The following is a 23,840-nucleotide window of genomic DNA, read 5'->3' on the forward strand; positions in this document are numbered from 1 at the left end:
AAAATCGGGGAGTTCCACCATGCGCAGCACCACCCGCACCACCCTGGGCGCGGCTCTCGTCGCCGCCCTGACCGTCCTGACCCTGCCCGCCGCGTCCGCAGGACCGCTCGCGCCCCACACCGAGAAGGTCAGCACCGCGCCCGGCGGCGCGCAGGCCGACAACTCCTCCAGCGACCCGGTGCTCAGCGGCGACGGCAAGGTCGTCGCCTTCGCGTCGGACGCCACGAACCTGGTGGCGGGGGACACCCCGCACACCTTGGACGTCTTCCTGCGGCCCGCACCCGGCGCCCCGCTCCAGCGGGTGACCGTGGCCGGGGCGTCGACCTCGGGGGCCTCGCTCAGCCGTGACGGCCGGGTCCTGGCCTTCGTCTCCAGCAGCAACGACACCAACGAGTACGGCGTCCACCTGCGCGACGTGCGCACCGGCCGCACCGAGCGCCTGGCGCCGGCCCTCGGCGACGCCTACGCCGTCTCGTACGGCAAGCCCGCGCTCAGCGCGAACGGCCGGTTCGCGGCCTTCACCGCCCGCCCCACCGACGCCACCCCGGCCGCCGCCGACGACGGCCCCCGGGTCTACCTCTACGACCGGACCACGGGGAAGGCCGAGCGGATCAGCCACTCGCCCGACGACGCGGACGGGGCGCGCGGCTGCTTCGTCGGGTCGGTCAGCGACGACGGCACGAAGGTCGTCTACCAGGACTCCTACCTCAACGGCCCGCGCGGCGACGACTGGGGCGACATCTTCGTGTACGACCGCACCAGCAAGAAGACCGTGCAGGCCGACGCCACGTACAACGGCGCCGAGGCGGACAAGGCGTCCACCACCCCGCTGCTCAGCGCAGACGGCCGGACGGTCGCGTTCCAGTCGTTCGCCACCAACCTGGTGCCCGGCACCGACCCCAACCGGGGCTGGAACCCCTTCGTGTACGACCTGCGCACCAAGAAGCTGACGCGTGTCGACGCACCCACGCCGACCGACATCAGCGCGGTCCAGGGTCTCTCCGCCGACGGGAGCAAGCTGCTGTACTCCCGCTCGGGCAGCGCCGAGGGCCACTACGTGCGCGATCTGCGCACCGGCAAGGACGTCCTGGCCACGCCGGGACTGGACGGCAAGGGCAAGGGCGCGGGGAGCTCCGTGCTGAGCGCCGACGCGTCGGCCGTCGCCTTCTCCGGATACGACGAGAGCCAGTTCGTCGCCGGGGACACCAACGGCGAGGCGGACGTGTTCCTGCGCCGGCTGAAGTGAGACCGGGCCCCGGGCGGCCCGCATCCTGAGACGCCCTGAGACGCGGGGGCAGTCGTGTGCCAGACTGCCCCCGTGTCCTCGTTCGCCATGATTATCGGCAGCAGGCGCGCCGGTCCGCAGTGACCGTCCCGTACCCACCACCCCGTACGGCGCGGCCACCGAGCTCCAGACCCGCGCGCAGACCTCTCGCACCCGCGAGGGGTTTTTTCGTTTTCCGGCCCCGACCGGGCCGGGAGCGAGGCGCACGCGAAGATGGGGGCAAGTGGAGCAAGCCATTCCGACTGTGTTGAATTCACCGCCCGGGCGCAGCCCCGGGCCCTGACAGGAGTCAGACGCATGACGACCGCAGACAGCCCGGGCAGTGCAGGCAGTGCAGGCAGCACGGACGGTCCCGACGACGGTTTCCACGTCTTCGACACGACGCTGCGCGACGGCGCGCAGCGCGAGGGCATCAACCTCACCGTCGCGGACAAGCTGGCCATCGCCCGTCATCTGGACGACTTCGGGGTGGGCTTCATCGAGGGCGGCTGGCCGGGCGCCAACCCCCGCGACACCGAGTTCTTCGCCAGGGCGCGGGGGGAGATCACCTTCCGCAACGCCCAGCTGGTGGCCTTCGGCGCCACCCGGCGGCCCGGTGCCACGGCCGCGGAGGACCCGCAGGTCCGTGCGCTCCTGGAGTCCGGGGCCCCGGTGATCACCCTGGTCGCCAAGTCGCACGACCGCCATGTGGAACTGGCCCTGCGCACCACCCTCGACGAGAACGTGGCGATGGTCGGCGACACCGTCTCCCACCTGGTGGCGCAGGGCCGGCGGGTCTTCGTCGACTGCGAGCACTTCTTCGACGGCTACCGGGCGAATCCCGAGTACGCGAAGGCGGTCGTGCGGGCGGCGAGCGAGGCGGGCGCGGACGTCGTCATCCTCTGCGACACCAACGGCGGCATGCTCCCCGCCCAGATCCAGGCCGTCGTCGCCACCGTCATCGCCGACACCGGCGCGCGTCTGGGCATCCACGCCCAGGACGACACCGGCTGCGCCGTGGCCAACACCCTCGCCGCGGTGGACGCGGGCGCCACCCACGTCCAGTGCACCGCCAACGGCTACGGCGAACGGGTCGGCAACGCCAACCTCTTCCCCGTGGTCGCCGCCCTGGAGCTGAAGTACGGCATGCGGGTCCTGCCCGAGGGCTCGCTCCGTGAGATGACCCGGATCTCGCACGCGATCGCCGAGGTCGTCAACCTCACGCCCTCCACGCACCAGCCGTACGTCGGCATCTCCGCCTTCGCCCACAAGGCGGGACTGCACGCCTCCGCCATCAAGGTCGACCCCGACCTCTACCAGCACATCGACCCCGAACTCGTCGGCAACCGGATCCGGATGCTGGTCTCCGACATGGCAGGCCGCGCCTCCATCGAGCTCAAGGGCAAGGAGCTGGGCGTCGACCTCGGCGACGACCGCGAACTGGTCGGCCGGGTGGTCGCCCGGGTCAAGGAGCGGGAGCTCCGGGGCTACACGTACGAGGCCGCCGACGCCTCCTTCGAGCTGCTGCTGCGCGAGGAGGCGGAGGGCCGTGCCCGCCGCTACTTCCGCGTCGAGTCCTGGCGCGCCATCGTCGAGGACCGCCCCGACGGCACCCACGCCAACGAGGCGACGGTGAAGCTGTGGGCCAAGGGCGAGCGCATCGTCGCCACGGCGGAGGGAAACGGCCCGGTCAACGCCCTGGACCGGGCGCTGCGGGTCGGCCTGGAGCGGATGTACCCGCAGCTCGCCAAGCTGGAGCTGGTGGACTACAAGGTCCGCATCCTGGAAGGCACGCACGGCACCGAGTCGACCACCCGCGTCCTGATCACCACCGGCGACGGCGGGGGCTCCGGCGGGGACTGGTCCACGGTCGGCGTCGCGGAGAACGTCATCGCGGCGTCCTGGCAGGCGCTGGAGGACGCGTACACCTACGGACTGCTGCGGGCGGGCGTCGAACCGACCGAATGAGGGCCGCCCGGCCGGGGGCCGGCGGGCATAGGCACCCCGAATATGTACAACATGCAACGAGTAAGCGCTCGTTCACCCTCCGTCAAGGGGGAGGAATGCGCCAGTCCCGCTGTTGATCAAGCCACAAACGGTGGCTGGGGGTGCACAGGGGTGTGCGGACTGCGATCAACTGTCCCAGGCCGTCACGGAGTTCACACGGGTCACACCGTTCACTTCCGCAACGGCTTTCCTATTGCTCGGTATACCCCTACTCATGGAGAGGACGTGACGAGGATGAAGAAGACCTACGTCAAGCCGTCGCTGTTCAACCAGGGCGACTTCAGCAAGAAGACCGCGGGCATGTTCTATGCCTCCTGCAAGGAGTTCTGGTCCCGTCGGCTCTGCATCTGAGTCAGCGGGTAACTGAGCGATGAAGATGCCCGGTCACCTGCCTCTGCGTGACTTCTTCGTGGTCCTTCCCGACACGGCCGAAGGCGAGGCGGCGGCCGGGCATCTTCGCTCGGCGGCCGATGCCGCCCCCGGCCCGGCGGACAGGGGAAGCTGGCACACCGCCGCCCACCCGTCCGGCCGCCCCTGGATCCTCGCCCGCCTTCTCGTGCGCAACCTGGTGAAGGTCACCCGGGGCGACGACGCCCTGGTCCTGATCGGCTCCCACCGCACCCCGGCCGTGACCCTGGACGCCGTCCTCGGCCCGGCCCGCGACACCCTCGATCTGCACCGCAGGCTCACCGCCCTGCCGGGACTCGGCCACGTCGTCTCCCGGATCGCGGGCGAAACCTGCGTACGGGGGACCGCTTCCGGCCACCGCCGCGTCTACCACGCCGCGCACGCCGGCCACCGGGTCGCCTCCGACCGCCCCGCCGTGCTCGCCCACCTCACCGGCGCCGCACTCGACGAGGGAGCCCTCGCCCTGCGGCTGCTCGACTACGTACCGCACCCGCTGCGCGAGAGACCCCTGTGGCACGGCATCGAGGAGATCGACCCCGCGTACGCGCTGCTGCTGGCCGGCGGCGCCCCTGGAGCGGTTCCCGGTTTCTCGGTACGCCGCTGGTGGCAGCCGCCCGTACCCCGCCTCACCGCGGCCGAGGGCGCCCCGCTGGTCGCGGCCGCGCTCGCCGCGTCCGTCGCCGCGCACCTGGAGGGACGTACCAAGGTCAGCGGCGAACTGTCCGGCGGGATGGACTCCACCTCCGTCACCTTCCTCGCCCAGCGGGCCGGGGCCCCCGACACCACCCTGCTGACGGTGGCCGCCAGGGACAGCAGGTCCGAGGACGAGGTGTGGGCCGAGCGCGGAGTGCGCGAAGCGCGCCGAGCCGCCGAGAGCGAGGGCGGCACGCGCAGAATCGAGCACACCGTCGTCCCCGCCGAAGAAGCCCCGCTCTTCTACGCCGACCTGCGCGGCACCGGCGGCGAACTCCTCGACGAGCCCTTCCCCGTGGCCCCCGCACGGGCCCGCGCCGCCATGCTGCTGGGGCGGGCCGCCGCCACCGGATCCGAGTACCACCTCACCGGCTACGGCGGCGACGAACTCTTCAACGGTCTCGCCTCCGCCTGCCAGGACCTCCTGCCCGGCAAGCCCCTCAAGGCCTGGAACCGGATCAGCGCCCTGCGCCACCAGTCCGGCTGGCCCCTGCTGCCCACCCTGCGCGGCATGCTCTTCCCGCCCGCCTTCGGCAACTGGCTGGCCGGCTCCCTCATCGACACCGCGACCGCCGACTCCCGCACCCCGCAGGTCTCCTGGGGGATGCGGCAGGCGATGCGGCCCTGGCTCACCCCCAAGGCCAAGGAGCTGATCCGGGAGGAGTTCCGCCGGGCGGCACAGCGCGCCCAGCCCATCGCACCGAGGCCAGGACGCCACATGGACCTGGACACCGTGCGGCTCGGCGCCCGCTACTTCCAGGCGATGGAGGACGTGGGCGCGGGCCTCGGGCTGCCCGTCGCCGCACCCTTCTTCGACGACCGGGTCGTCGAAGCGGTCCTGGCCGTACGGGTCGAGGACCGCGTGGTGCCCTGGCGCTACAAGCCGCTCCTGGTGGAGGCCCTGCGCGGGGTGGTCCCCGACGGGCTGCTCTCCCGCACCACCAAGGACCACATGTCCGCCGACGACATCCAGGGGCTGCGCGAGCACGCCCCACAGCTGCGGGAACTGTGGGAGGGCTCGCTGCTCGCCGAGCGCGGACTCATCGACGCCGGCCAGCTGCGCAAGCTGGCCGACGACCCCTACTCGCCGCTGCTCCAGCAGCACCCGATCGACTCCACGGTGTCCTGCGAGGCCTGGCTGCGCACCGCCCAGGACGCCTGGCCCGCACCCGGTCCCGCCCTCGCACCCGCACCCACCCCCGCACCCGACTCCGAAGCGAACAGCGAGGCACCCGCATGAGCCGGCAGCTCCAGCCCCCACTCCAGCTCCGCAAGGGCATAGCCGTCACCACCACCGAGTACGGCGGCGTCCTGCTCGACGAGAAGGACGGCACCTACTGGCAGCTGAACGAGTGCGGCACCCTCGTCGTCACCGCCATCTCCGAGGGCCGCTCGCCCGCCGACGCGGTGGAGCGCCTGCTCGCCGAGTACGACGTGGAGCGCGCCGAGGCCGAGGCGGACGTCGCGGAGCTGACCGACCAGCTGATCAGGGCCAAGATCGTGGTGCGGGGCGGTGCCCGGTGACCACCGAGATGACGATGCCCCGACGCGGGGCAGGACCCGGCGGACTCAAGCTCCGCGCGGCCGTCGCGGCGGCCCTGCTGCTCGCCAGGCTGAAGCCGGGCAGACTGCGCAAGGTGCTCACCCGGCTGAGCGCGGGCGCGCGCCCCGCGAGCTACGACCGGACGCTGGAGACCTACGAGAGCGTGGTCGCCACCAGCCGCAAGTGCGCCGGCTGGTACGGGTGCCTGCCGCGCTCGATCGCCATCGCCCTGGTCTGCCGGATGTCCGGCACCTGGCCCGACTGGCACGCGGGGGTCCGCAACGCCCCGCCGTTCCAGCCGCACGCCTGGGTGGCGGCCGGGGGCCGCACCGTCGGCGAACAGAACGTCACCGACTTCCGCCCCCTGATGAAGGTGGCAGTGGGTGGCGACTGAGCACGACCGGGCCGGCAACCGGGAGGGGCGTCCGGCGGCCGCCGGACGCGACCCCGGCGCCACCACCCCCCAGCCGCCCCACCAGCTCCTGCTCGCCCGCATCCGCCCGCACTGGAAACTGCTCCTCGTGGGCAGCGTCCTCTCTCTCGCGGGATCCGGCGCGAGCCTCGCCATGCCCCTGATGGCCAAGTACGCCGTCGACGCCTTCGGCAGCGGCCGGCCGACCACAGGGCCGCTGATCGCCCTCACCGCCGTCGTGATCGCCGGCGCCCTGCTCGCGGCGGCCGGCCGCTATCTGATGGCCCGCACCGGCGAGGCCGCCGTGCTGCGGGCCCGTCGGCGGCTGGTCGAGCGGATGCTCCGGCTCAAGGTGGCGGCCGTCGACCGGCTCACCCCCGGCGACCTGCTCTCCCGGGCCACCAGCGACACCACCCTCCTGCACGGGGTCCTCTCCCGCAGCGTCGTCGACGCCGTCACCGGGGTGCTCACGCTGATCGGCACCATCGTGCTGATGGCCGTCGTGGACCTGTTCCTGCTGGGCGTCACCGCCCTGGTGCTGCTGCTCAGCATCGGCGTGCTCGCCCTGCTCATGCCGCGCATCCAGCGCGCCCAGCTCCAGGCACAGGAGGCCGTCGGCGCGATGGGCTCGCTGCTCGACCGCGCGCTGCAGGCCTTCCGTACCGTCAAGGCCAGCGGCATCGAGGACCGCGAAGCGGCAGGCATCGGCGCGGCGGCGCAGCGGGCCCACGACAGGGGGCTGAGCGTCGCGCGCTGGACCTCGGTGTCGGAAGTGGCGATGTTCCTGACCACCCAGCTCGCCTTCCTCGCCGTCCTCGGCGTCGGCGGCGCGCGGGTCGTCTCCGGTGCGATGGAGGTCTCCTCCCTCATCGCCTTCCTGCTGTACGTGTTCGGCCTGCTGGGCCCGCTCGGGCAGATCACCGAGGGCTGGACAGGACTGAACACGGGACTGGCCGCCGTCCGCCGCATCGCGGAGATCGAATCGCTGCCGGGGGAGGAGCCCGCGGAGCCACCCGCCGGCCTCCACCACCCGCCGCTGGGCGTCGAGTTCACCGACGTCGTCTTCGGCTACGGCGGTGACGGGACGGAGGACACCCCGGCCCGCACCCCGGTGCACCGCGGCGTCACCTTCAGCGCCCCGCCCGGCAGCCTCACCGCACTCGTCGGCCCGTCCGGCGCGGGCAAGACCACCGTCTTCGCCCTCCTGGAACGCTTCTACGACCACGGCGGGGGCACCCTCACCATCGGCGGCCGGGACATCCGCGACTGGCCGCTCGCCGAGCTCAGGTCCGCCCTGGCGTACGTGGAACAGGATGCCCCCGTCCTGGCCGGCACGCTCAGGGACAACCTCCTGCTCGCCGCCCCGCACGCCACCGACGACGAGGTGGCGCACGCCGTCACCCGCACCCGGCTCGACGACCTCGTCGCACGTCTCCCCGAAGGCCTCGGCACACAGGTGGGCCACCGCGGCGTGATGCTCTCCGGCGGCGAACGCCAACGCATCGCCCTGGCAAGGGCGTTGCTCCGCAAACCGAGCCTGCTGCTGCTCGACGAGGTCACCTCCCAGCTGGACGCCGTCAACGAGGAACGGCTGCGCGAGGTCATCGTCGAACTCGCCGCCGACACCACGGTCCTGGTCATCGCCCACCGCCTGTCCACCGTCGTACGGGCGGACCGCATCGTCGTCATGGAAGCGGGCCGGGTCCGCGCGGCGGGCACGCACGCCGAACTCGTCCAGCAGGACAGCCTGTACGCCGAACTGGCGGCCACTCAGTTCAGCACTGAATTCGGCGGGAAAGCCTCGGTCACGCTGAGCTGACCGGATGTAACCCAGGGCAACAGGTGCATGTCCGAACACTTCGGGTAGCGTCGAACATATGAGGACCAGGTCGTTTTCCGTCATATCGGCCTTCGCCGGGTCGACGTTGCTCGTGCTGCTCTCCGTCGCCCCGGCCGCGGTCGCCGCCTCCGGTACGACCGAGGCCGGTAATGCCCTCAGGGCGGGGCCCGTCTATGTCGCCCCGGAGGCCAGGAGCCAGCTCTCCCAGGCCGACCAGGACGCCCTGGCGAAGAAGATCAAGGATGCGGACAAACCGCTGTTCGTGGCGGTGCTGCCGCGCAGCGCCGAGTTCCCTCCGGACACCGTCCGGCAGAATCTGCGCACCGCGACCGGCGTGACCGGCGTCTACGCGGTCCGCCTCGGCGACGGCTTCAATGCCGGAGCCGACCCCCGCGCGCTGTCCCACGCCGCGGTCCGCAACCTGGTGACAGCGGCCAAGACCCCCGCCGGACTGGATGCCGCCACCCAGCTCAACGCCTTCGTCGACCAGGCACTCCCGTCGGTCAAGGGGCGCGGCCCCGCCTCCTGGGACGGCGGCGGCGACTCGAACGACTCCGCCACCGTCGTCCTGGTCGGCCTCGGCGCCGCCGCGCTCGCGGCGGGCGCGGGCGGCTACGCGCTGGTGCGCCGCAGCCGCCGCCGCAAGGAGGAGGAGCGCCAGGAGGCGCTGCGCAAGCTGACGGTGGTCGTCGACGAGGACATCACCGCGTACGGCGAGGAACTTGACCGCCTCGACTTCCACCCCTCCGAGCCGGGTGCCACCGACGAGATGCGCACCGACTACGAGCGGTCCCTCGACAGCTACGAGACGGCCAAGTCGCGGATGGCGGCCGTGCAGCAGCCCAACGACGTGCGCGGGGTGACCGAGGCACTGGAGGAGGGGCGCTACTCCCTCGCGGTGCTGGCCGCACGCCGCAGCGGCGAGGCGCTCCCCGAGCGGCGCTCGCCCTGCTTCTTCGACCCCCGGCACGGCCCCTCGGTCGCCGACGCGAGCTGGGCCCCGGCGGGCGGCGCACCCCGCGAGGTACCCGTGTGCGCGGCCGACGCTGCCCGTCTCGCCGACGGTCTCGACCCGGCCGTCCGTCACGTCGACACGGCCGAGGGCCGCCGCCCCTACTACGACGCGGGCCCGGCGTACGGCCCCTGGGCCGGCGGCTACTTCGGCGGCGGCATGCTCCCCGCCCTGCTGGTCGGCACGATGATGGGCTCGATGCTCGCCACCCCGGCGTACGCGGCGGACTACGGCGCGGGCACCGGCTTCGACGAGGCGGGGGCGGGCTTCGAGGGCGGTGACGTCTCGGGCTCCGACTTCGACTCGACCGGCTTCGGCGGGGGCGACTTCGGCGGCGGCGGGGACTTCGGCGGGGGAGGGGACTTCGGGGGCGGAGGCGGGGACTTCGGCGGCGGGAGCTTCTGACCCGCCGGGGCCCGTTGGGTGGGCGCGGCGGCAGTGCTGTGCCGCCGCCCACGGACCTCGGTCAGGCCTTCTTGATCGCCGAGATGTCGAACGTCAGCTTGACCTTGTCGCTGACCATGACGCCGCCCGTCTCCAGTGCCGCGTTCCAGGTCAGGCCCCAGTCGGAGCGCAGGATGGTGGCGCTGCCCTCGAAGCCCACCCGCTCGTTGCCGTAGACGTCGGTGGCCACGCCGTTGAACTCCAGGTCGATGGAGAGCGGGCGGGTGACGTCCTTGATGGTGAGGTCGCCGGTGATGCGGTAGTCGTCGCCGCCCAGCTGCTCGGCCCCGGTCGAGCGGAACGTCATCGCGGGGTAGGTCTCCGCGTCGAAGAAGTCGCCGCTGCGCAGGTGGTTGTCGCGGTCGGCGACGCCCGTGTCGATGCTGGCGATCTTCACGTCGATGCTCGCCTCGGAGGCGGCGGGGTGCGCGCCGTCCAGCTTCAGGGTGCCCTCGTGCTCGGCGAAGGTACCGCGCACATTGGTGACCATGGCGTGCCGGACGGTGAACCCGATGCTGCTGTGGCTCGGGTCGATCGAGTACTCGCCGGTCAGGGCGGCCAGCGCCGGGTCCACGGCGGCGGGGGCGGTGGTGGGGGTGCTGCTGCGGCCGAAGAAGCCCATGACGTTCCTCCTGGGGACGAGAAAAAAGCGGCGCGAAGATTGTTGAACCTTCAACGTGTTTCGGTATGCACGACCTTAGGGCAAGGAAGTTCAAAGTTCAACCTTTACAGTCGGGCAACTGGGCGGATTCAGCCGTCCGGGGGAGCGCGCGCCCGCTTGGACTTCCGCGCGGGGGTTCTTGGACTGACGGGGCCCACGGTGCCCGGGGACGTTGACGGAGCCGTGGGGGACGGGCTTACTCAGGGCCCATGTCACCCAGATTCCGAGTGGCGTGCGGGGTCGCCGCCGCCTCCTCCGTCGTCTTCGCGCTGGCCGGGCCCGCACTGCCGACGACGGCCGCACCGGCGCCCGCCGCCGGCAGTGCCGTCCTGCTCTCGCCCCAGCTGTCCGTCACCGTCGCCAAGGACTTCCCCCGCGTCCTGTCGTACACCGAACGCGCGGGCGGGGCCCGGCTCCTCGGCAGTACCCGGCCCGTCACCTCGATCGTGCTCAACGGGACCGCCCGCCCGGTCCGGGTCGCCGCCGAGCCCCGGATCCTGGCCGACTCGGCCGCGTACACCCTGCTCGTGCCCTCCCTGCCAGGCGTCGGGATCGACGCCACGCTGTCGGTGAGCGGGCGGGCCACCACCTTCAAGGTGACGGCGGTACGGGACACCGAGTCCTTCCGGGTCGGCACGATCGACATACCCGGGCACGACCTCGTCTCGGTCGGCAGCGGGGAGCAGGGGGCGGAAACCGCCTTCACCCGGCTCGACCCCGACTCCACCCGCACCGCCGACGTCTTCGCGAAGGTCACCGCGTCGACCCCGGCGGAAGCGGCCCCCGTCGGCGCCTCGTACGGCATCGTCAACACCGGAGCGCTGGCCGCCGCCGTCGAGTCCAACTCCTCGTACGACAAGCCAGCCGGGGCCACAGGACGTGACGGCGCCCGCTTCTGGCACCGGGCCACCCGGGCCGACGACGGCAGCGTACGGGTCGCTGTGTGGTCCGGGCAGTGGACCTACCGGGGGGAGGGCGCGCCGAAACCGGCGAGCGGCAAGGACCTGCCCTGGGCCAAGGTCGTCGTGACACCGGACGCCAACGGCGACACCACGGTCGACTGGCAGGACGGCGCCCTCGCGTTCCGCTCCATCGGCGTCCGGGCACCGGGCTCCGAGGAGACCCCGGAGAGGGTCGTCACCCACATCCCGTTCAACTTCGCCAGCCAGGCCACCCACCCCTTCCTGCGCACCCTCGACGACGTCAAGCGCGTCTCGCAGGCCACCGACGGGCTCGGCCAGCTCGCCGTGCTCAAGGGATACGGGTCCGAGGGACACGACTCCGCCCACCCCGACTACGGCGGCAACTACAACAAGCGCGCCGGCGGGCTCACCGACCTCAACAAGCTGCTCAAGGCCGGCCAGAAGTGGGGCGCCACCTTCGGCGTGCACGTGAACGCCACCGAGTCGTACCCCGAGGCCAAGGCCTTCGACGAGAAGCTCGTCGACAAGAACAGGCCCGGCTGGAACTGGCTCAACCAGAGCTACTACATCGACCAGCGCCGCGACCTCAACAGCGGCGACCTGGCCAGACGTTTCCAGCAGCTGCGCGACGAGACCGACCGCAACCTCGGCTTCCTCTACATCGACGTCTACTACACGCACGGCTGGATCGCCGACCGGACGCTCCAGGAGGTGCAGAAGCAGGGCTGGCACGTCGGCACCGAGTGGGCGGACAAGTTCGAGCAGGCCTCCCTCTGGTCGCACTGGGCCAACGACCTCGACTACGGCGGCAAGACCAACAAGGGACTCAACTCCCAGATCATCCGCTTCATCCGCAACAGCGAGAAGGACATCTGGAACGACCACCCGATCCTCGGCCAGAGTGCCCTGGAGGAGTTCGAGGGCTGGACCGGCGAGAGCGACTGGAACGCCTTCTATGCCAACATCTGGCAGCGCAACCTCCCCGCCAAGTTCCTCCAGCACGAGCGGATCCAGCGCTGGTCCAAGGACCGCATCGACTTCACCGGGGGAGTGCGCGGAACCGTCGAGAACGGCAAGCGCGCCTTCTACGCGGGAGACGCCAAGGTCCTCGACGGGGAGAACTACCTCCTCCCGTGGGACGGCAACAAGAAGCTCTACCACTACAACAAGGCCGGTGGAACGACGACCTGGACCGTCCCGGCGGCCTTCGCACGGGCCACCTCCTTCACCGTCGGCAAGCTCACCGACAACGGCCGGGTGCAGACCGCCACCGTTCCCGTCAGGGACGGCAGGGTCACCCTGGAGGCAACGGCCGGACAGCCCTACGTCCTGTACCCGAAGGGCCGCACCCCCGCCGCACGTGACGCCGGCTGGGGCGAGGGCGGCAAGGTCGCCGACCCCGGCTTCAACTCCGCCGCGCCGGCCGACAACTGGCGTACGACGGGCAGGGCCGTACGGGACACCGACGGCCAGGGACGCAACAGCGCCGCCCTCTCCGGCACTGCCGCCGCGGGACTCTCGCAGCGCCTCACCGGTCTCACGCCGGGGCAGCGCTACACCGCGTCGGCCTGGGTCGAGGTCCAGCCGGGCAAGGAGCGCCGTACAACCCTGGCCATCGGTGGCAAGGAGGTCGCCGTCGAACGGTCCACGGCGCGCGAACAGACCGCCGCCAACGACTGGCACGGCACCTACTTCCAGCGCGCCAAGGTCACCTTCACAGCGCCCCGCGACGGGGTGGCGACCCTGGACATCCGGGCGGCGCGGGCCACTTCGGACATCCGTGTCCGGATCGACGACGTACGGCTGGTCGCCGGCGCCCCGGCCACCAGGCCCGGCGCCCTCGTGCACGACGACTTCGAGGCCGTCGACCAGGGCTGGGGCCCCTTCCTCAAGGGCGACGCGGGCGGCGCCACCGACCCGCGCACCCACATCGCCCAGAAGAACGCGCCGTACACCCAGGCCGGCTGGAACGGCAAGCGCGTCGACGACGTCCTCGGCGGCCGGGAATCACTGAAGTCGCACGAGGAGAACACCGGACTCGTCTACCGCACCGCCCCGTGGACCGTCCCCATGAAGGACGGCCACCGTTACCGCGTCGAGTTCGACCACCAGTCGAGCCACGCGGGGGCCTACGAGTGGGTCACCGGCTACGACCGCACCGGCGCCGACGGCATGCCCGCCTCCGTCGAGGCCCGCCGCACCCCACTCGCCGAACAGCGCACCACCGCCCGCTTCTCCGAGACCGTCACGGCGGGCTGCGGCGACACCTGGGTGGGGCTGCGCAAGAAGTCCGGCGCACCCGAAGGCGCGGACTTCGTGCTGGACGCCTTCACCGTGACCGACCTGGGCCCGGCCCCGGCCCCGGAGAAGGCCGCCTGCGGCACGGGAGGGGCCGGGACGGGGTAGCCGCCGGACCACTCCCGGGAGCGGGACCGTAGGGCGCAGCCGGGGCGGGGGCCAACGGGCGCGGCCCCGCCGCCCAAGGGGCGGGGCCGTCGGGGCGCGCCATCAGCGCGCGCCGCGCATGACGGCGGCCCCCTTGCCACGCAAGGGAGTAAGCGCTTGCGGGAAATGCCGTCCCATCCATTGAACCCCCCTCCCGCCCGTGCTACACCAACGCCCAACCGGTCTGCACCACCCGTCCCCGGGAGGCCCCGTGCCCCGCGCCATCACCCGCCGCACCTTCCTCACCGCCGCCACCGCGACCCTCACCGCCCTCTCCCTCCCCGCACACGCACACGCCTCCCGAGGCAGAGCCGCGAAGGCCCCCGCCGCCCCGGCCGCCGACGAGTTCGAAGCCCTCCGCACCCGCTGGACCACCCTCCAGCTCGGCGAGGGCTACGACCCGCAGACCGAGCCCTACGCGTCCCGCCTGCGCGAGACCGGCGGGCGCGCCGCCTCCGCACGGGCGTCCATGGCCCCCACCGACACCTCCCTCTGGCCCGGCGCCCCCTTCGACCCGCCGGCCGGCATCACCCAGAGCTACTCCCGGCTGTGGACCATGACGCAGGCCTACGCCCAGCCCGGCACCGGCCTCACCCGCGACCCCGGCCTCCTCGCCGACATCCTGCGCGGCCTCGACCACCTCACCGCCCGCGTCTACCACCCCGGCACCACCCGTTACGGCAACTGGTGGGAGTGGCAGATCGGCAGTCCCCGCCTCCTGATGGACATCACCGCCGTCCTGTACGCGGAACTGGGCGAGGCCCGCATCGCCGCCCACTGCGCCGCCGTCGACCACTTCATCCCCGACGCCCTGCTCCGCACCTACTCCGGCACCTCCACCGGAGCCAACCGCGTCGACCTCTGCCGCTCCGTGGCCCTGCGCGGCGTCCTCGGCCGCAGTCCGGCCAAGCTCGCCCTCGCCCGTGACGCGCTGTCCCCCGTCTTCCCGTACGTGACCAAGGGCGACGGGCTCTATGAGGACGGCTCGTTCATCCAGCACACCACCGTCGCCTACTCCGGCACCTACGGCCAGGTCATGCTCGACGGCCTCGGCCGCCTGTTCACGCTCCTCGCGGGCTCCAGCTGGGCGGTCACCGACCCGAACCGGCAGATCGTGCTGGACTCCGTGGAGAAGGCCTACGCCCCCTTCCTCTTCAACGGCCTCATGATGGACAGCGTCAACGGGCGTGCCATCAGCCGCGGTTACCTCAAGAGCGACGACCTCAAGGTCATGCGCAGCGACCACTTCCACGGCCAGGGACTGATCGCCGCCATCCCGCTCCTGGCGGGCGGCGCGTCACCGGCCGAGCGCGACCGCTGGACCGCGATGGTCAAGGGCTGGATCGCGCGGGATGCGACCGTGCCGATCCTCACCGCCCGCCAGTTCGCCGTCGCCGACCTCGCGCGCCTGCACGCCGTCGCCCGCTCCCCCCTGCCCGCCGCCCCGGAACCCACCGAACAGCACCGTCTCTTCCCCGCGATGGACCGTGCCGTGCACCGGGGCCGCGGCTGGGCGGCCGCCCTCTCGATGTCCAGCGAGCGCATCTCCGCGTACGAATGCGGCAACGGCGAGAACCCGCGCGGCTGGCACACCGGTGCCGGAATGCTCTACTGGTGGCCCGGCGCCCGGGCCAATGACCAGTACACCGACTGGTTCTGGCCCACCGTCGACCCCTACCGGCTGCCCGGCACCACCGTCTCCACCAAGAGGCTCCCGGACCGCGCGGGCGGCGAGTGGGGCGCCTGGCGTCCCGCCACCCGGTGGACGGGCGGTGCCACCGACGGCCGGTACGCCGCCGTGGGCCAGCACCTCAAGGGGCTCGGCTCGACGCTGGAGGCCCGTAAGTCCTGGTTCTGTGCCGGCGACACGGTCGTCTGCCTCGGCGCCGGCATCACCGCCACCGACGGCGTCCCCGTCGAAACGGTCGTCGACAACCGCAACCTCGGCCCCGCCCCCACTGCCCGCTTCAGCACCGAAGGAGGCAGCCGCCCCCGCTGGGCCCACCTGGAGGGCCACGGCGGCTGGATCTTCCCCGACGGCACGGCGCCGCGCACGCTCCGCGAGGCGCGCACCGGGGCGTGGTCCGACATCAACACCACCAGCACCACCGACCGGCAGACCCGCCATTACCAGACCCTCCTGTTCGACCACGGCACCGACCCGAAGGGCGCCGCCTACCGCTATCTGCTGATGCCCGGCGCCGACCGCAGTGCCCTCGCCCTGCGCGCCGCCGACCCCTTCTGGCTGCGCGTCCTGGCCAATACGGCGGCCGTCCAGGCCGTCCGCATCGATTCCCTCGGCCTGCTCGCGGCCAACTTCTTCGCCGCCGCCACGGCCGGCCCCCTCACCGTGTCCGCCCCCTCAAGCGTGCTGATTCGCGGCACAGGCGGCGGCCACACCCTTGCCCTCAGCGGCCCCGACCGCACCGGGACCCCGTACGAGCTGACCTGGGACCGCCCGGTGCGCCAGGTGGAGAAGGCCGGGCCCGGCGTGGAGGTGCTGGCCACCGGACGTACCCTCCGGCTGTGGATCACGCCCGGCACGGCAGGCGCCTCACTGCGCTGCGAGGTGCGCTGACCGGCCGGCGGCCGACCCGCCCGCGTGCGCGGCAGCGTCGATCGGCCGGGCCCGCACGCACGCCGGCCCCGCGCGACCGTCCGTCCGCGCGCGGGCACACCGCACACCCCGGTCCCGCGCCGGGGTGTGCAGCACGCCACACCCGGCGGCTTTGTGCGACCTTTACAAAGCGCGGTGCCCAGGACCTGCGGTTGTCCCCTTCGTGCGCCCTGGTTCTGTCCGGCCCTCACAGGAGATGGGCCCGGAGACTGTGCAGAGTCGACGGACCGTTTTCTTGTCGATGTTCGTAGGGTCGGTACATGACCGTTGTGGACGAGACCCCGGGTGAGCAGACCGACGCACGTGGCCGGGTGGCCGAGCTGCACGCACTGCGCGAGCAGGCCGTGCGCGGGCCGAGCGAGCGCGCGACCGAGGCGCAGCACGCGAAGGGCAAGCTGACCGCCCGCGAGCGCATCGGGCTGCTGCTCGACCCGGACTCGTTCCAGGAGGTCGAGCAGCTGCGCCGGCACCGGGCGACCGGTTTCGGCCTGGAGAACAAGAAGCCCTACACCGACGGCGTCATCACCGGCTGGGGCACCGTTGAGGGCCGCACGGTCTTCGTGTACGCCCATGACTTCCGGATCTTCGGCGGCGCGCTGGGCGAGGCCCACGCCACGAAGATCCACAAGATCATGGACATGGCCATCTCGGTCGGCGCCCCGCTGGTCTCGCTGAACGACGGCGCCGGCGCCCGTATCCAGGAAGGCGTCTCGGCGCTGGCCGGCTACGGCGGCATCTTCCAGCGCAACACCCGCGCCTCCGGTGTCATCCCGCAGATCAGCGTGATGCTCGGCCCGTGCGCGGGCGGCGCGGCCTACAGCCCGGCCCTGACCGACTTCGTGTTCATGGTCCGCGAGACCTCGCAGATGTTCATCACGGGACCGGACGTCGTCCGCGCGGTGACCGGCGAGGAGATCACCCAGAACGGTCTGGGCGGCGCGGACGTGCACGCCGAGACGTCGGGCGTCGCGCACTTCGCGTACGACGACGAGGAGACCTGTATCGCCGAGGTCAGGTACCTGATCTCGATGCTGCCCTCCAACAACCGCGAGAACCCGCCGACCGTTGCCTCCGAGGACCCGGCCGACCGCCGCGGCGAGGTCCTGCTCGATCTGGTCCCGGCCGACGGCAACCGCCCGTACGACATGCGCAAGGTCATCGAGGAACTCGTCGACGACGGCGACCACCTGGAGATCCACGAGCGCTGGGCCACCAACATCCTGTGCGCGCTGGCCCGCCTGGACGGCCAGGTCGTCGGCATCGTCGCCAACCAGCCGCAGTCGCTCGCGGGCGTCCTGGACATCGAGGCCAGCGAAAAGGCTGCCCGGTTCGTCCAGATGTGCGATGCTTTCAATATTCCCATCGTGACGCTGCTCGACGTCCCGGGCTTCCTGCCGGGTGTCGACCAGGAGCACGGCGGGATCATCCGGCACGGCGCCAAGCTGCTCTACGCGTACTGCAACGCCACGGTGCCGCGCATCTCGCTGATCCTGCGGAAGGCGTACGGCGGTGCGTACATCGTGATGGACTCGCAGTCCATCGGTGCGGACCTCACCTACGCCTGGCCCACCAACGAGATCGCGGTGATGGGTGCCGAGGGCGCGGCCAACGTGATCTTCCGCAGGCAGATCGCCGAGGCCCAGGACCCGGAGGCCATGCGCTCCCGCATGGTCAAGGAGTACAAGGCCGAGCTGATGCACCCCTACTACGCGGCCGAGCGCGGTCTGGTCGACGACGTGATCGACCCCGCGGAGACCCGTTCGGTGCTCATCGCCTCGCTGGCGATGCTGCGCAACAAGCACGCGGACCTGCCGTCGCGCAAGCACGGCAACCCGCCCCAGTAACCACCCGACGGATTCCGCCGAGGAATCCCTCGTGCCGAAGACGACGTGACGGAGACGACGAACTGATGAGCATCCCCGCCGATACGAAGAACCTGCTGCGCGTGGAGAAGGGCGAGGCCGCCCCCGAGGAGCTGGCCGCGATCACCGCGATCCTGCTGGCCAGGGCCGCCGCCCGGCCCGCCGAGGTCGCCGCCCCGCACGGCCGCACGGCCGCCGGCTGGCGTCGCCTGGAGCGCACCCCCGGCTTCCGCGCCCCGCACAGCTGGCAGGGCTGACCCAAGCCCTTGCAGGAGGCGCCCTTCAAGGGGGGCGCCCTCCAGGGGCGCGGGGCACTGCGCGATCAGCCACGAGGCTCCCGCATGAGAGTCACCGGCCCGTGGCCCACGCGAAGGGCCCGTCCTGCTGAGGATTCCTCAGCAGGACGGGCCCTTTCGCGCACCCTGTACGGACGTGTTACCGCAGCCGCGCCATCAGCGCGTGCTCGACCAGCGTGATCAGCGCACTCTTGGCGTCCGCGCGGTGGCGGGCGTCGGTGGTGATGATCGGGGTGTCCGGACCGATCTGGAGGGCCTCGCGGACCTCTTCCGGGTTGTACGGCTGGTGTCCGTCGAAGCCGTTGAGGGCGATGACGAAGGGCAGGCCGCTGTTCTCGAAGTAGTCGACCGCGGGGAAGCAGTCGGCGAGGCGGCGGGTGTCCACGAGCACGACAGCCCCGATCGCACCGCGCACCAGGTCGTCCCACATGAACCAGAAGCGGTCCTGGCCCGGCGTACCGAAGAGGTACAGGATCAGGTCCTGGTCCAGGGTGATGCGGCCGAAGTCCATGGCGACGGTGGTCGTCGTCTTGTCCCCGGTGTGGGTGAGGTCGTCGATCCCGGCCGAGGCGGAGGTCATCACGGCCTCGGTGCGCAGCGGGTTGATCTCCGACACGGCTCCGACGAACGTCGTCTTGCCGACGCCGAAGCCGCCCGCCACCACGATCTTCGCGGAGGTTGTGGAGCGGGCTGCTCCGCTGCTAGAGCTTGCGAAGTCCACTGAGCACCCTTTCGAGCAGTGTCACATCTGGCTGACCGCCCGCGGCTTCGTCGCCGCCGGGCTGGTGAATGGCGACGAGTCCGGCCTCTGCCAGGTCGGCGACGAGGATTCGGGCAACGCCGAGGGGGATGGAGAGAAGTGCCGAGATCTCGGCGACCGACTTGATCTCGCGGCACAGCTGGCAGATCCGCTGGTGCTCGGGCAACTGCCCTTGCAGCCGGGCGGGTTCCGCCGTGGTGTGCACCAGCGCCTCGATGGCGAGCTGATAGCGGGGCCTGGTCCGGCCGCCCGTCATCGCGTACGGACGCACCAGAGGGTTGTGTGCGCCGATAGGAGCGGACGAGGACGAACCGGACATCCGGCCCCTGCTGCCCTGCGTACGCGGCGCCGCCGGCTGGGCGTTGGGCTGCTGCGCATGGCGGGGGGCCTGCGGCGGCTGCTGGTAGGGGCGCTGCTCGTACGGTGAACGGCTGGGCGTGGAGGGGAAGTTGAACCGGTTCTGCGAGGGGTCGCCGGGACCGCCCTGCTGACCACCCTGACCCTGGACCGGACCGCGGCCGTAGGGCCAGTCGGCCGACGAACCGTTTGGGGGCGTTGCCACGTTCTCCTCCTCCGACTGCACTGCGGGCACCATGCACTGTGGAGCCACATCCCCGAACCCTAAAGCCCGGGGACGTCCATACGCACGGGGTGTCTGCTAGTTGAGAACACTTGTGTCTGCTTGTTCGACTCTTCGGTTAGTTGAGCAGACTTCCCTGAAGCTCTGCCCGGAGGTCCGGGGTGAGGACGGTGCCCGCACGGTCCACGAGAAGTGCCATCTCGTAGCCTACGAGGCCGATGTCCGCGTCGGGGTGCGCGAGCACCGCGAGCGAGGATCCGTCGGAGATGGACATGATGAAAAGGAATCCTCGCTCCATCTCCACCACGGTCTGGTTGACGGCGCCGCCCTCGAAGATCCGAGAGGCGCCGGCCGTCAGTGACGTCAAACCGGAGGCGACGGCCGCCAGCTGATCGGCACGGTCACGGGGGAATCCCTCGGACATCGCCAGCAGGAGTCCGTCGGCGGAGACCACCACCGTGTGGGAAACACCGGGGGTGTTGTCCACGAAGTTGGTGATCAACCAGTTCAGATTCTGCGCCGCCTGGCTCATCGGGCTCACACTAACGCTCCTGGTTGTAGGTACTACCCGGTCCACTGTGCTGATCGTAAGTGGCCGCTTGGTTCTGGTCTGTTCCCGCGTTGCGTCCCTGCTGGACACCGCGCCTCAGGTTGCTGAGCCTGCCCCGGACGTCCTCCGGCGCACGTGAGACCTGCGGGCCGCCCTGCGGGGTCTGCTCCGCGGCGCCCTCGACCAGGTTGGCCTTGGGCACCCGCTTCGGGAGGCCGGAGGGGGTGACCCCGCCCGCCTTCGGGTCCTTGAGCTTCTCGGCACGCTGCCAGCGCTCGTCATTGGACGTGCGCCAGTCGCTGTCCCCTTCGCGCCCCTGCGGAGCACCGCCCGGAGCACCGTCCTGCGCCGCGCCGTCCTGTGCCGCCCCGCCCTGCCCCGCGGCAGGCCGCTGCGGGAGCCGGCCCTGCGGGGTGCCGGAGCCCTGCGCCCGGGGAGCCGGTGCCTGCGGTGCCTGCTCCTGCTGCTCGGCGCGGCCCGACGTCTTGCTGTGCCGGCTGAGCATGCTCTCCGGGCCCGACTGGCTGCCGCGGCGCGGCAGCCCCGCGTTGGTCAGGTCGTGACCGGCGCCCGGTGCGGGGGAGTGGGGTTCGAGTCGGTCGAAGCCTATGCGCTCCGAGCCGTCCGCAGGAGGTTCCTGGGGGGAACGGGATGATTCCGTTTCGGTCTCGTACGCATTCCCGTACGAGCCCTGGAAGCCGTTCTGGTCCTGCCAGTCGCCCTGCTGGGACTGGGCGCCGTAGTTCTCGCCGAAGCCCTGCTGGGTCGACTGCGGGTCCTGGTACTGGGGTTCCGGATAGGACTGCTGCGGCGGGGTCTGCGCGCCCTGGCGGGGCTCCTGCGCGAAGCGCTCGGTCGACCCGAAGGAGTCCCGGGGGCCGAAGCCGTCGAAGCCGTTCGTCTGCGGCGCATCGGTGACCGGCGGCAACTGCGCCGTCGGGTAGCCGTTGTGGTCGTACGACACGTCCGGGGAAGCGGGGTCCTGGTACTGCTGCTCCGGGTAGCCGGCTTCCTGGTACGGCTGCTCCTGGTACGGCCGGCCCTCCTGGGCGGCCGGGTACGCGGGGTCCTGGAAGCCCTGCTCCTGGTAGCCGGCCTGCGGGTCGCCCGTCACCTCGTCGCGGAACAGCGGCCGCTCGTCGTCCTGCGGGCTGCGGCCCTCCAGGGCGGCCCTGCGCTCCTCGCGGAGCCGCGAGCGGTTCACCGGATCGAGGGGCATCCGGGTCTGGCCGCCCTCGTACTGCGAATCGTCGAAGCCGAGTTCGGCCGCGGTCCGCATCGGGGCGGACTCGAAGGACGGCTGCTCCGGCGCGGTCTGCTGGTCGCCCATGATCGAGGAGACGGTGAAGTCGCCCTGGACGTCCTCGCCGCCGCCACCGTGCGTGATCGCGTCCGGCAGCATGACCAGCGACGTCGTACCGGCCTGCTCACCGGAGGGACGCAGCTGGACGCGGATGCCGTGCCGGTCGGCGAGGCGGCCGACCACGAACAGGCCCATGCGCTGGGAGACCGCGGCGTCCACCGTCGGCGGGTTGGCCAGCTTGTGGTTGATGTCCGCGAAGTCCTCGGCGGTGAGGCCGATGCCCTTGTCGTGGATCTCGACCATCACACGGCCGTCGGGCAGCCGGGTCGCGGCGACGCGGACCTTGGTCTGCGGGGAGGAGAACGTGGTGGCGTTCTCCAGCAGCTCGGCGAGCAGGTGCACGAGGTCGGTCACGGCCTGGCCGTGGATCTCCGACTCAGGCACCCCGGTCAGCTCGATGCGCTCGTAGTTCTCCACCTCGGAGGAGGCGGCGCGCAGCACGTCGACCAGCGGGACCGGCTGGTTCCAGCGGCGGCCGGGCTCCTCGCCGGCGAGGACCAGGAGGTTCTCGCCGTTGCGGCGCATCCGGGTCGCGAGGTGGTCCAGCTTGAAGAGGTTCTCCAGCTGGTCGGGGTCGGCCTCGTTGTTCTCCAGGTCGGTGATCAGGGTCAGCTGGCCCTCGATCAGAGACTGGCTGCGGCGCGAGAGGTTGGTGAAGATCGCGTTGACGTTGCCCCGGAGCATGGCCTGCTCGGCAGCGAGCCGGACCGCCTCGCGGTGCACCTGGTCGAAGGCGCGGGCCACTTCCCCGATCTCGTCGTGCGAGGTGATCGGGATGGGTTCCACCCGGGTGTCGACCCGGCCGGGGTCGGTACGGGAGAGCTGGTCGACGAGCATCGGCAGCCGCTGCTCGGCGATGGAGAAGGCGGCGGTGCGCAGGCGCTTCATCGAGCGGCTCATCTGGCGGGCGATCATCCCGGCCAGGATGAAGGCGGCCAGCAGCGCGATCACGACGACGGCACCGTTGATGATGGCGTCGTTGCGGGCGTCCGCGGAGATCCGGGCGGCCTCGTCCACCGCCTTGGTGACCAGCTTGCCCTCGACCTCGGTGTAGCCGTCGAACTTGGCGGTGGAGGCCGCCATCCAGGTCGCCGGAACGATGCCCTGCCGGGCCAGCTGCTGCGGGGACCTGCCCGAGCCGATCGCCTCGGCCATGCCGGTCAGCAGGGAGCCGTCGGCGCCACGCGGCGTGGAGGGGACGTCCTTGCCCGCGGCGGTGGCCTGTGCCCTGGCGGCGGCGAGCTTCTCCTCGCCCTCCTTGGTCTTGCCCGCCATGACGTCCCGCAGGAGCTGCTCGTCCTCGGGCGTGCTGCCGGACACGAACTCCAGGAGTGCGATCCGCTCCAGGTAGTTGTACGACGTGAAGGCGACGGTCTGGGCCCGCTTGGTGTCCGCCTCACCGTTCGGCCGCACCAGCAGGTGCGTGCCGATGGAGCGCTGGAGGGATCCCGCGGCCTTGGAGAGCTGGATGGCGTAGACGGACCTGCCGTAGCTGGTGACGTTGCCGGTGTTCAGGCTCAGCTCGTTGGCGAACTCCATCAGGGAGTGCTGCACGAGGACGTAGCCCTCTTCGGTGGCCACCGGGCCGAGGCCCTTCTGGTCGTTCTTCACCGCCGTCTCGACCTGCGCGGTGAACGCGGTCTTGCGGATCGACGCCAGCTTCGGCTCTTCTTCGCGGAACTTCTTCAGGCGGCGTTCGAGGCCCTCGCTCGGCAGGTCCGTGGCCACTTCCGCGAACTTCTTCGCGGCCGCGTCGGTCTCGGCGTAGGCCTTCGCGATGACCGGGCTGTTGCGCTTGTTGCTGAGCAGCGGCTCGGCCGTGAGGTCGCGCTCGTTGAGCAGCGCGTGCCCGTACTCGCCGGCGGCGCGCACGATGAGCGCGGTCTTCTCCGCGTCCTGCGCCTGCCGCCACGTGTTGATGGAGCCGTTGACCTGGAAGCCGCCCATGACGAGGGCCACCAGGACGGGTATGAGGAGAATCGCGTTCAGCCGGGTGGCCACCCGCCAGTTGCGGGGAGCCATCCGGCTGGAACTGCCGCCCCGCGCGGGGGCGGCGGACGCCTCAGCGGCAGGCGGCGCCGCAGTGCGCGACGGCGGGGTGAAGTTGCCCCTCGTCTGCTGCTCCGCGGAGCCGTTCTTGCTTCGCCTCACTCGACCAAC

At 71.6% G+C, this 23,840-nt stretch carries 17 protein-coding genes; 12 read left to right on the plus strand and 5 right to left on the minus strand.

The window, feature by feature from the left end:
• Positions 1–19: 19 nt before the first annotated feature.
• From ACFWVV_RS03195 to ACFWVV_RS03230, 8 genes are all read left to right on the plus strand, one after another.
• A complete protein-coding gene (locus ACFWVV_RS03195; RefSeq protein WP_384344344.1) occupies positions 20–1,246 on the plus strand; it encodes a TolB family protein in 1,227 nt (408 codons plus the stop codon).
• A 336-nt stretch (positions 1,247–1,582) separates the two neighbouring features.
• Positions 1,583–3,232: a citramalate synthase gene (gene cimA / locus ACFWVV_RS03200; RefSeq protein ID WP_384344347.1), complete on the plus strand. Its 1,650-nt coding sequence runs from the start codon at positions 1,583–1,585 to the stop codon at positions 3,230–3,232.
• A 273-nt stretch (positions 3,233–3,505) separates the two neighbouring features.
• The gene (locus ACFWVV_RS03205) at positions 3,506–3,622 is read left to right on the plus strand and encodes a keywimysin-related RiPP (protein WP_380837121.1); all 117 of its coding nucleotides are present in this window, start codon (positions 3,506–3,508) and stop codon (positions 3,620–3,622) included.
• Positions 3,623–3,641: 19 nt separating this feature from the next.
• Positions 3,642–5,612, plus strand: a complete 1,971-nt coding sequence (locus tag ACFWVV_RS03210) for an asparagine synthase-related protein (RefSeq protein WP_384344350.1) — start codon at positions 3,642–3,644, stop codon at positions 5,610–5,612.
• Positions 5,609–5,896 (plus strand): lasso peptide biosynthesis PqqD family chaperone, encoded by a 288-nt coding sequence (locus tag ACFWVV_RS03215; RefSeq protein ID WP_384344353.1) that lies wholly within the window; start codon positions 5,609–5,611, stop codon positions 5,894–5,896. The genes ACFWVV_RS03210 and ACFWVV_RS03215 overlap by 4 nt, the downstream gene beginning before the upstream one ends.
• Positions 5,893–6,309, plus strand: coding sequence for a lasso peptide biosynthesis B2 protein (locus ACFWVV_RS03220; RefSeq protein ID WP_384344356.1), 417 nt, complete (start codon positions 5,893–5,895; stop codon positions 6,307–6,309). The genes ACFWVV_RS03215 and ACFWVV_RS03220 overlap by 4 nt, the downstream gene beginning before the upstream one ends.
• Positions 6,299–8,146: an ABC transporter ATP-binding protein gene (locus tag ACFWVV_RS03225; protein WP_384344359.1), complete on the plus strand. Its 1,848-nt coding sequence runs from the start codon at positions 6,299–6,301 to the stop codon at positions 8,144–8,146. The genes ACFWVV_RS03220 and ACFWVV_RS03225 overlap by 11 nt, the downstream gene beginning before the upstream one ends.
• A 58-nt stretch (positions 8,147–8,204) precedes the next feature.
• On the plus strand, positions 8,205–9,584 hold the full coding sequence (locus ACFWVV_RS03230; protein ID WP_384344362.1) for a hypothetical protein: 1,380 nt from the start codon (positions 8,205–8,207) through the stop codon (positions 9,582–9,584).
• A gap of 61 nt (positions 9,585–9,645) precedes the next feature.
• On the opposite strand, the gene ACFWVV_RS03235 is transcribed toward ACFWVV_RS03230, so the two are convergent.
• On the minus strand, positions 9,646–10,245 hold the full coding sequence (locus ACFWVV_RS03235) for a YceI family protein (protein WP_384344365.1): 600 nt from the start codon (positions 10,243–10,245) through the stop codon (positions 9,646–9,648).
• Between the two features lie 248 nt (positions 10,246–10,493).
• Here ACFWVV_RS03235 and ACFWVV_RS03240 point away from each other — a divergent pair, with 248 nt between their 5' ends.
• From ACFWVV_RS03240 to ACFWVV_RS03255, 4 genes are all read left to right on the plus strand, one after another.
• Complete coding sequence (locus ACFWVV_RS03240; protein ID WP_384344368.1) at positions 10,494–13,613, plus strand: endo-alpha-N-acetylgalactosaminidase family protein; 3,120 nt, start codon at positions 10,494–10,496, stop codon at positions 13,611–13,613.
• A 250-nt stretch (positions 13,614–13,863) separates the two neighbouring features.
• Positions 13,864–16,230 (plus strand): polysaccharide lyase 8 family protein, encoded by a 2,367-nt coding sequence (locus ACFWVV_RS03245; RefSeq protein WP_384344371.1) that lies wholly within the window; start codon positions 13,864–13,866, stop codon positions 16,228–16,230.
• Between the two features lie 299 nt (positions 16,231–16,529).
• Complete coding sequence (locus tag ACFWVV_RS03250) at positions 16,530–18,113, plus strand: acyl-CoA carboxylase subunit beta (RefSeq protein ID WP_384344374.1); 1,584 nt, start codon at positions 16,530–16,532, stop codon at positions 18,111–18,113.
• Positions 18,114–18,178: 65 nt separating this feature from the next.
• Positions 18,179–18,388 carry an acyl-CoA carboxylase subunit epsilon gene (locus ACFWVV_RS03255; RefSeq protein ID WP_384344376.1) on the plus strand — a complete coding sequence of 70 codons (210 nt, stop codon included), beginning with the start codon at positions 18,179–18,181 and terminating at the stop codon, positions 18,386–18,388.
• 178 nt (positions 18,389–18,566) lie between these two features.
• Here the strand turns inward: ACFWVV_RS03255 and ACFWVV_RS03260 are convergent, their stop codons facing one another.
• From ACFWVV_RS03260 to ACFWVV_RS03275, 4 genes are all read right to left on the minus strand, one after another.
• A complete protein-coding gene (locus ACFWVV_RS03260; protein WP_185034326.1) occupies positions 18,567–19,148 on the minus strand; it encodes an ATP/GTP-binding protein in 582 nt (193 codons plus the stop codon).
• Entirely contained in the window at positions 19,129–19,749 is a 621-nt protein-coding gene (locus tag ACFWVV_RS03265) for a DUF742 domain-containing protein (protein ID WP_384344380.1), read from the minus strand. The genes ACFWVV_RS03260 and ACFWVV_RS03265 overlap by 20 nt, the downstream gene beginning before the upstream one ends.
• A gap of 136 nt (positions 19,750–19,885) precedes the next feature.
• Positions 19,886–20,299 carry a roadblock/LC7 domain-containing protein gene (locus tag ACFWVV_RS03270; protein ID WP_030980891.1) on the minus strand — a complete coding sequence of 138 codons (414 nt, stop codon included), beginning with the start codon at positions 20,297–20,299 and terminating at the stop codon, positions 19,886–19,888.
• A gap of 10 nt (positions 20,300–20,309) precedes the next feature.
• Positions 20,310–23,831 carry a nitrate- and nitrite sensing domain-containing protein gene (locus ACFWVV_RS03275; protein ID WP_384344382.1) on the minus strand — a complete coding sequence of 1,174 codons (3,522 nt, stop codon included), beginning with the start codon at positions 23,829–23,831 and terminating at the stop codon, positions 20,310–20,312.
• Between the last annotated feature and the right edge of the window lie 9 nt (positions 23,832–23,840).

The organism is Streptomyces sp. NPDC058663, from assembly GCF_042716745.1.
Lineage (GTDB): Bacteria > Actinomycetota > Actinomycetes > Streptomycetales > Streptomycetaceae > Streptomyces.

Coding starts and splice junctions, on each gene's coding strand:
- ACFWVV_RS03255 (WP_384344376.1), top strand. CDS start 18,179: ATGAGCATCCCCGCCGATACGAAGAACCTGCTGCGCGTGGAGAAGGGC.
- ACFWVV_RS03195 (WP_384344344.1), top strand. CDS start 20: ATGCGCAGCACCACCCGCACCACCCTGGGCGCGGCTCTCGTCGCCGCC.
- ACFWVV_RS03230 (WP_384344362.1), top strand. CDS start 8,205: ATGAGGACCAGGTCGTTTTCCGTCATATCGGCCTTCGCCGGGTCGACG.
- ACFWVV_RS03205 (WP_380837121.1), top strand. CDS start 3,506: ATGAAGAAGACCTACGTCAAGCCGTCGCTGTTCAACCAGGGCGACTTC.
- ACFWVV_RS03240 (WP_384344368.1), top strand. CDS start 10,494: ATGTCACCCAGATTCCGAGTGGCGTGCGGGGTCGCCGCCGCCTCCTCC.
- ACFWVV_RS03210 (WP_384344350.1), top strand. CDS start 3,642: ATGAAGATGCCCGGTCACCTGCCTCTGCGTGACTTCTTCGTGGTCCTT.
- ACFWVV_RS03215 (WP_384344353.1), top strand. CDS start 5,609: ATGAGCCGGCAGCTCCAGCCCCCACTCCAGCTCCGCAAGGGCATAGCC.
- ACFWVV_RS03235 (WP_384344365.1), bottom strand. CDS start 10,245: ATGGGCTTCTTCGGCCGCAGCAGCACCCCCACCACCGCCCCCGCCGCC.
- cimA (WP_384344347.1), top strand. CDS start 1,583: ATGACGACCGCAGACAGCCCGGGCAGTGCAGGCAGTGCAGGCAGCACG.
- ACFWVV_RS03270 (WP_030980891.1), bottom strand. CDS start 20,299: ATGAGCCAGGCGGCGCAGAATCTGAACTGGTTGATCACCAACTTCGTG.
- ACFWVV_RS03250 (WP_384344374.1), top strand. CDS start 16,530: ATGACCGTTGTGGACGAGACCCCGGGTGAGCAGACCGACGCACGTGGC.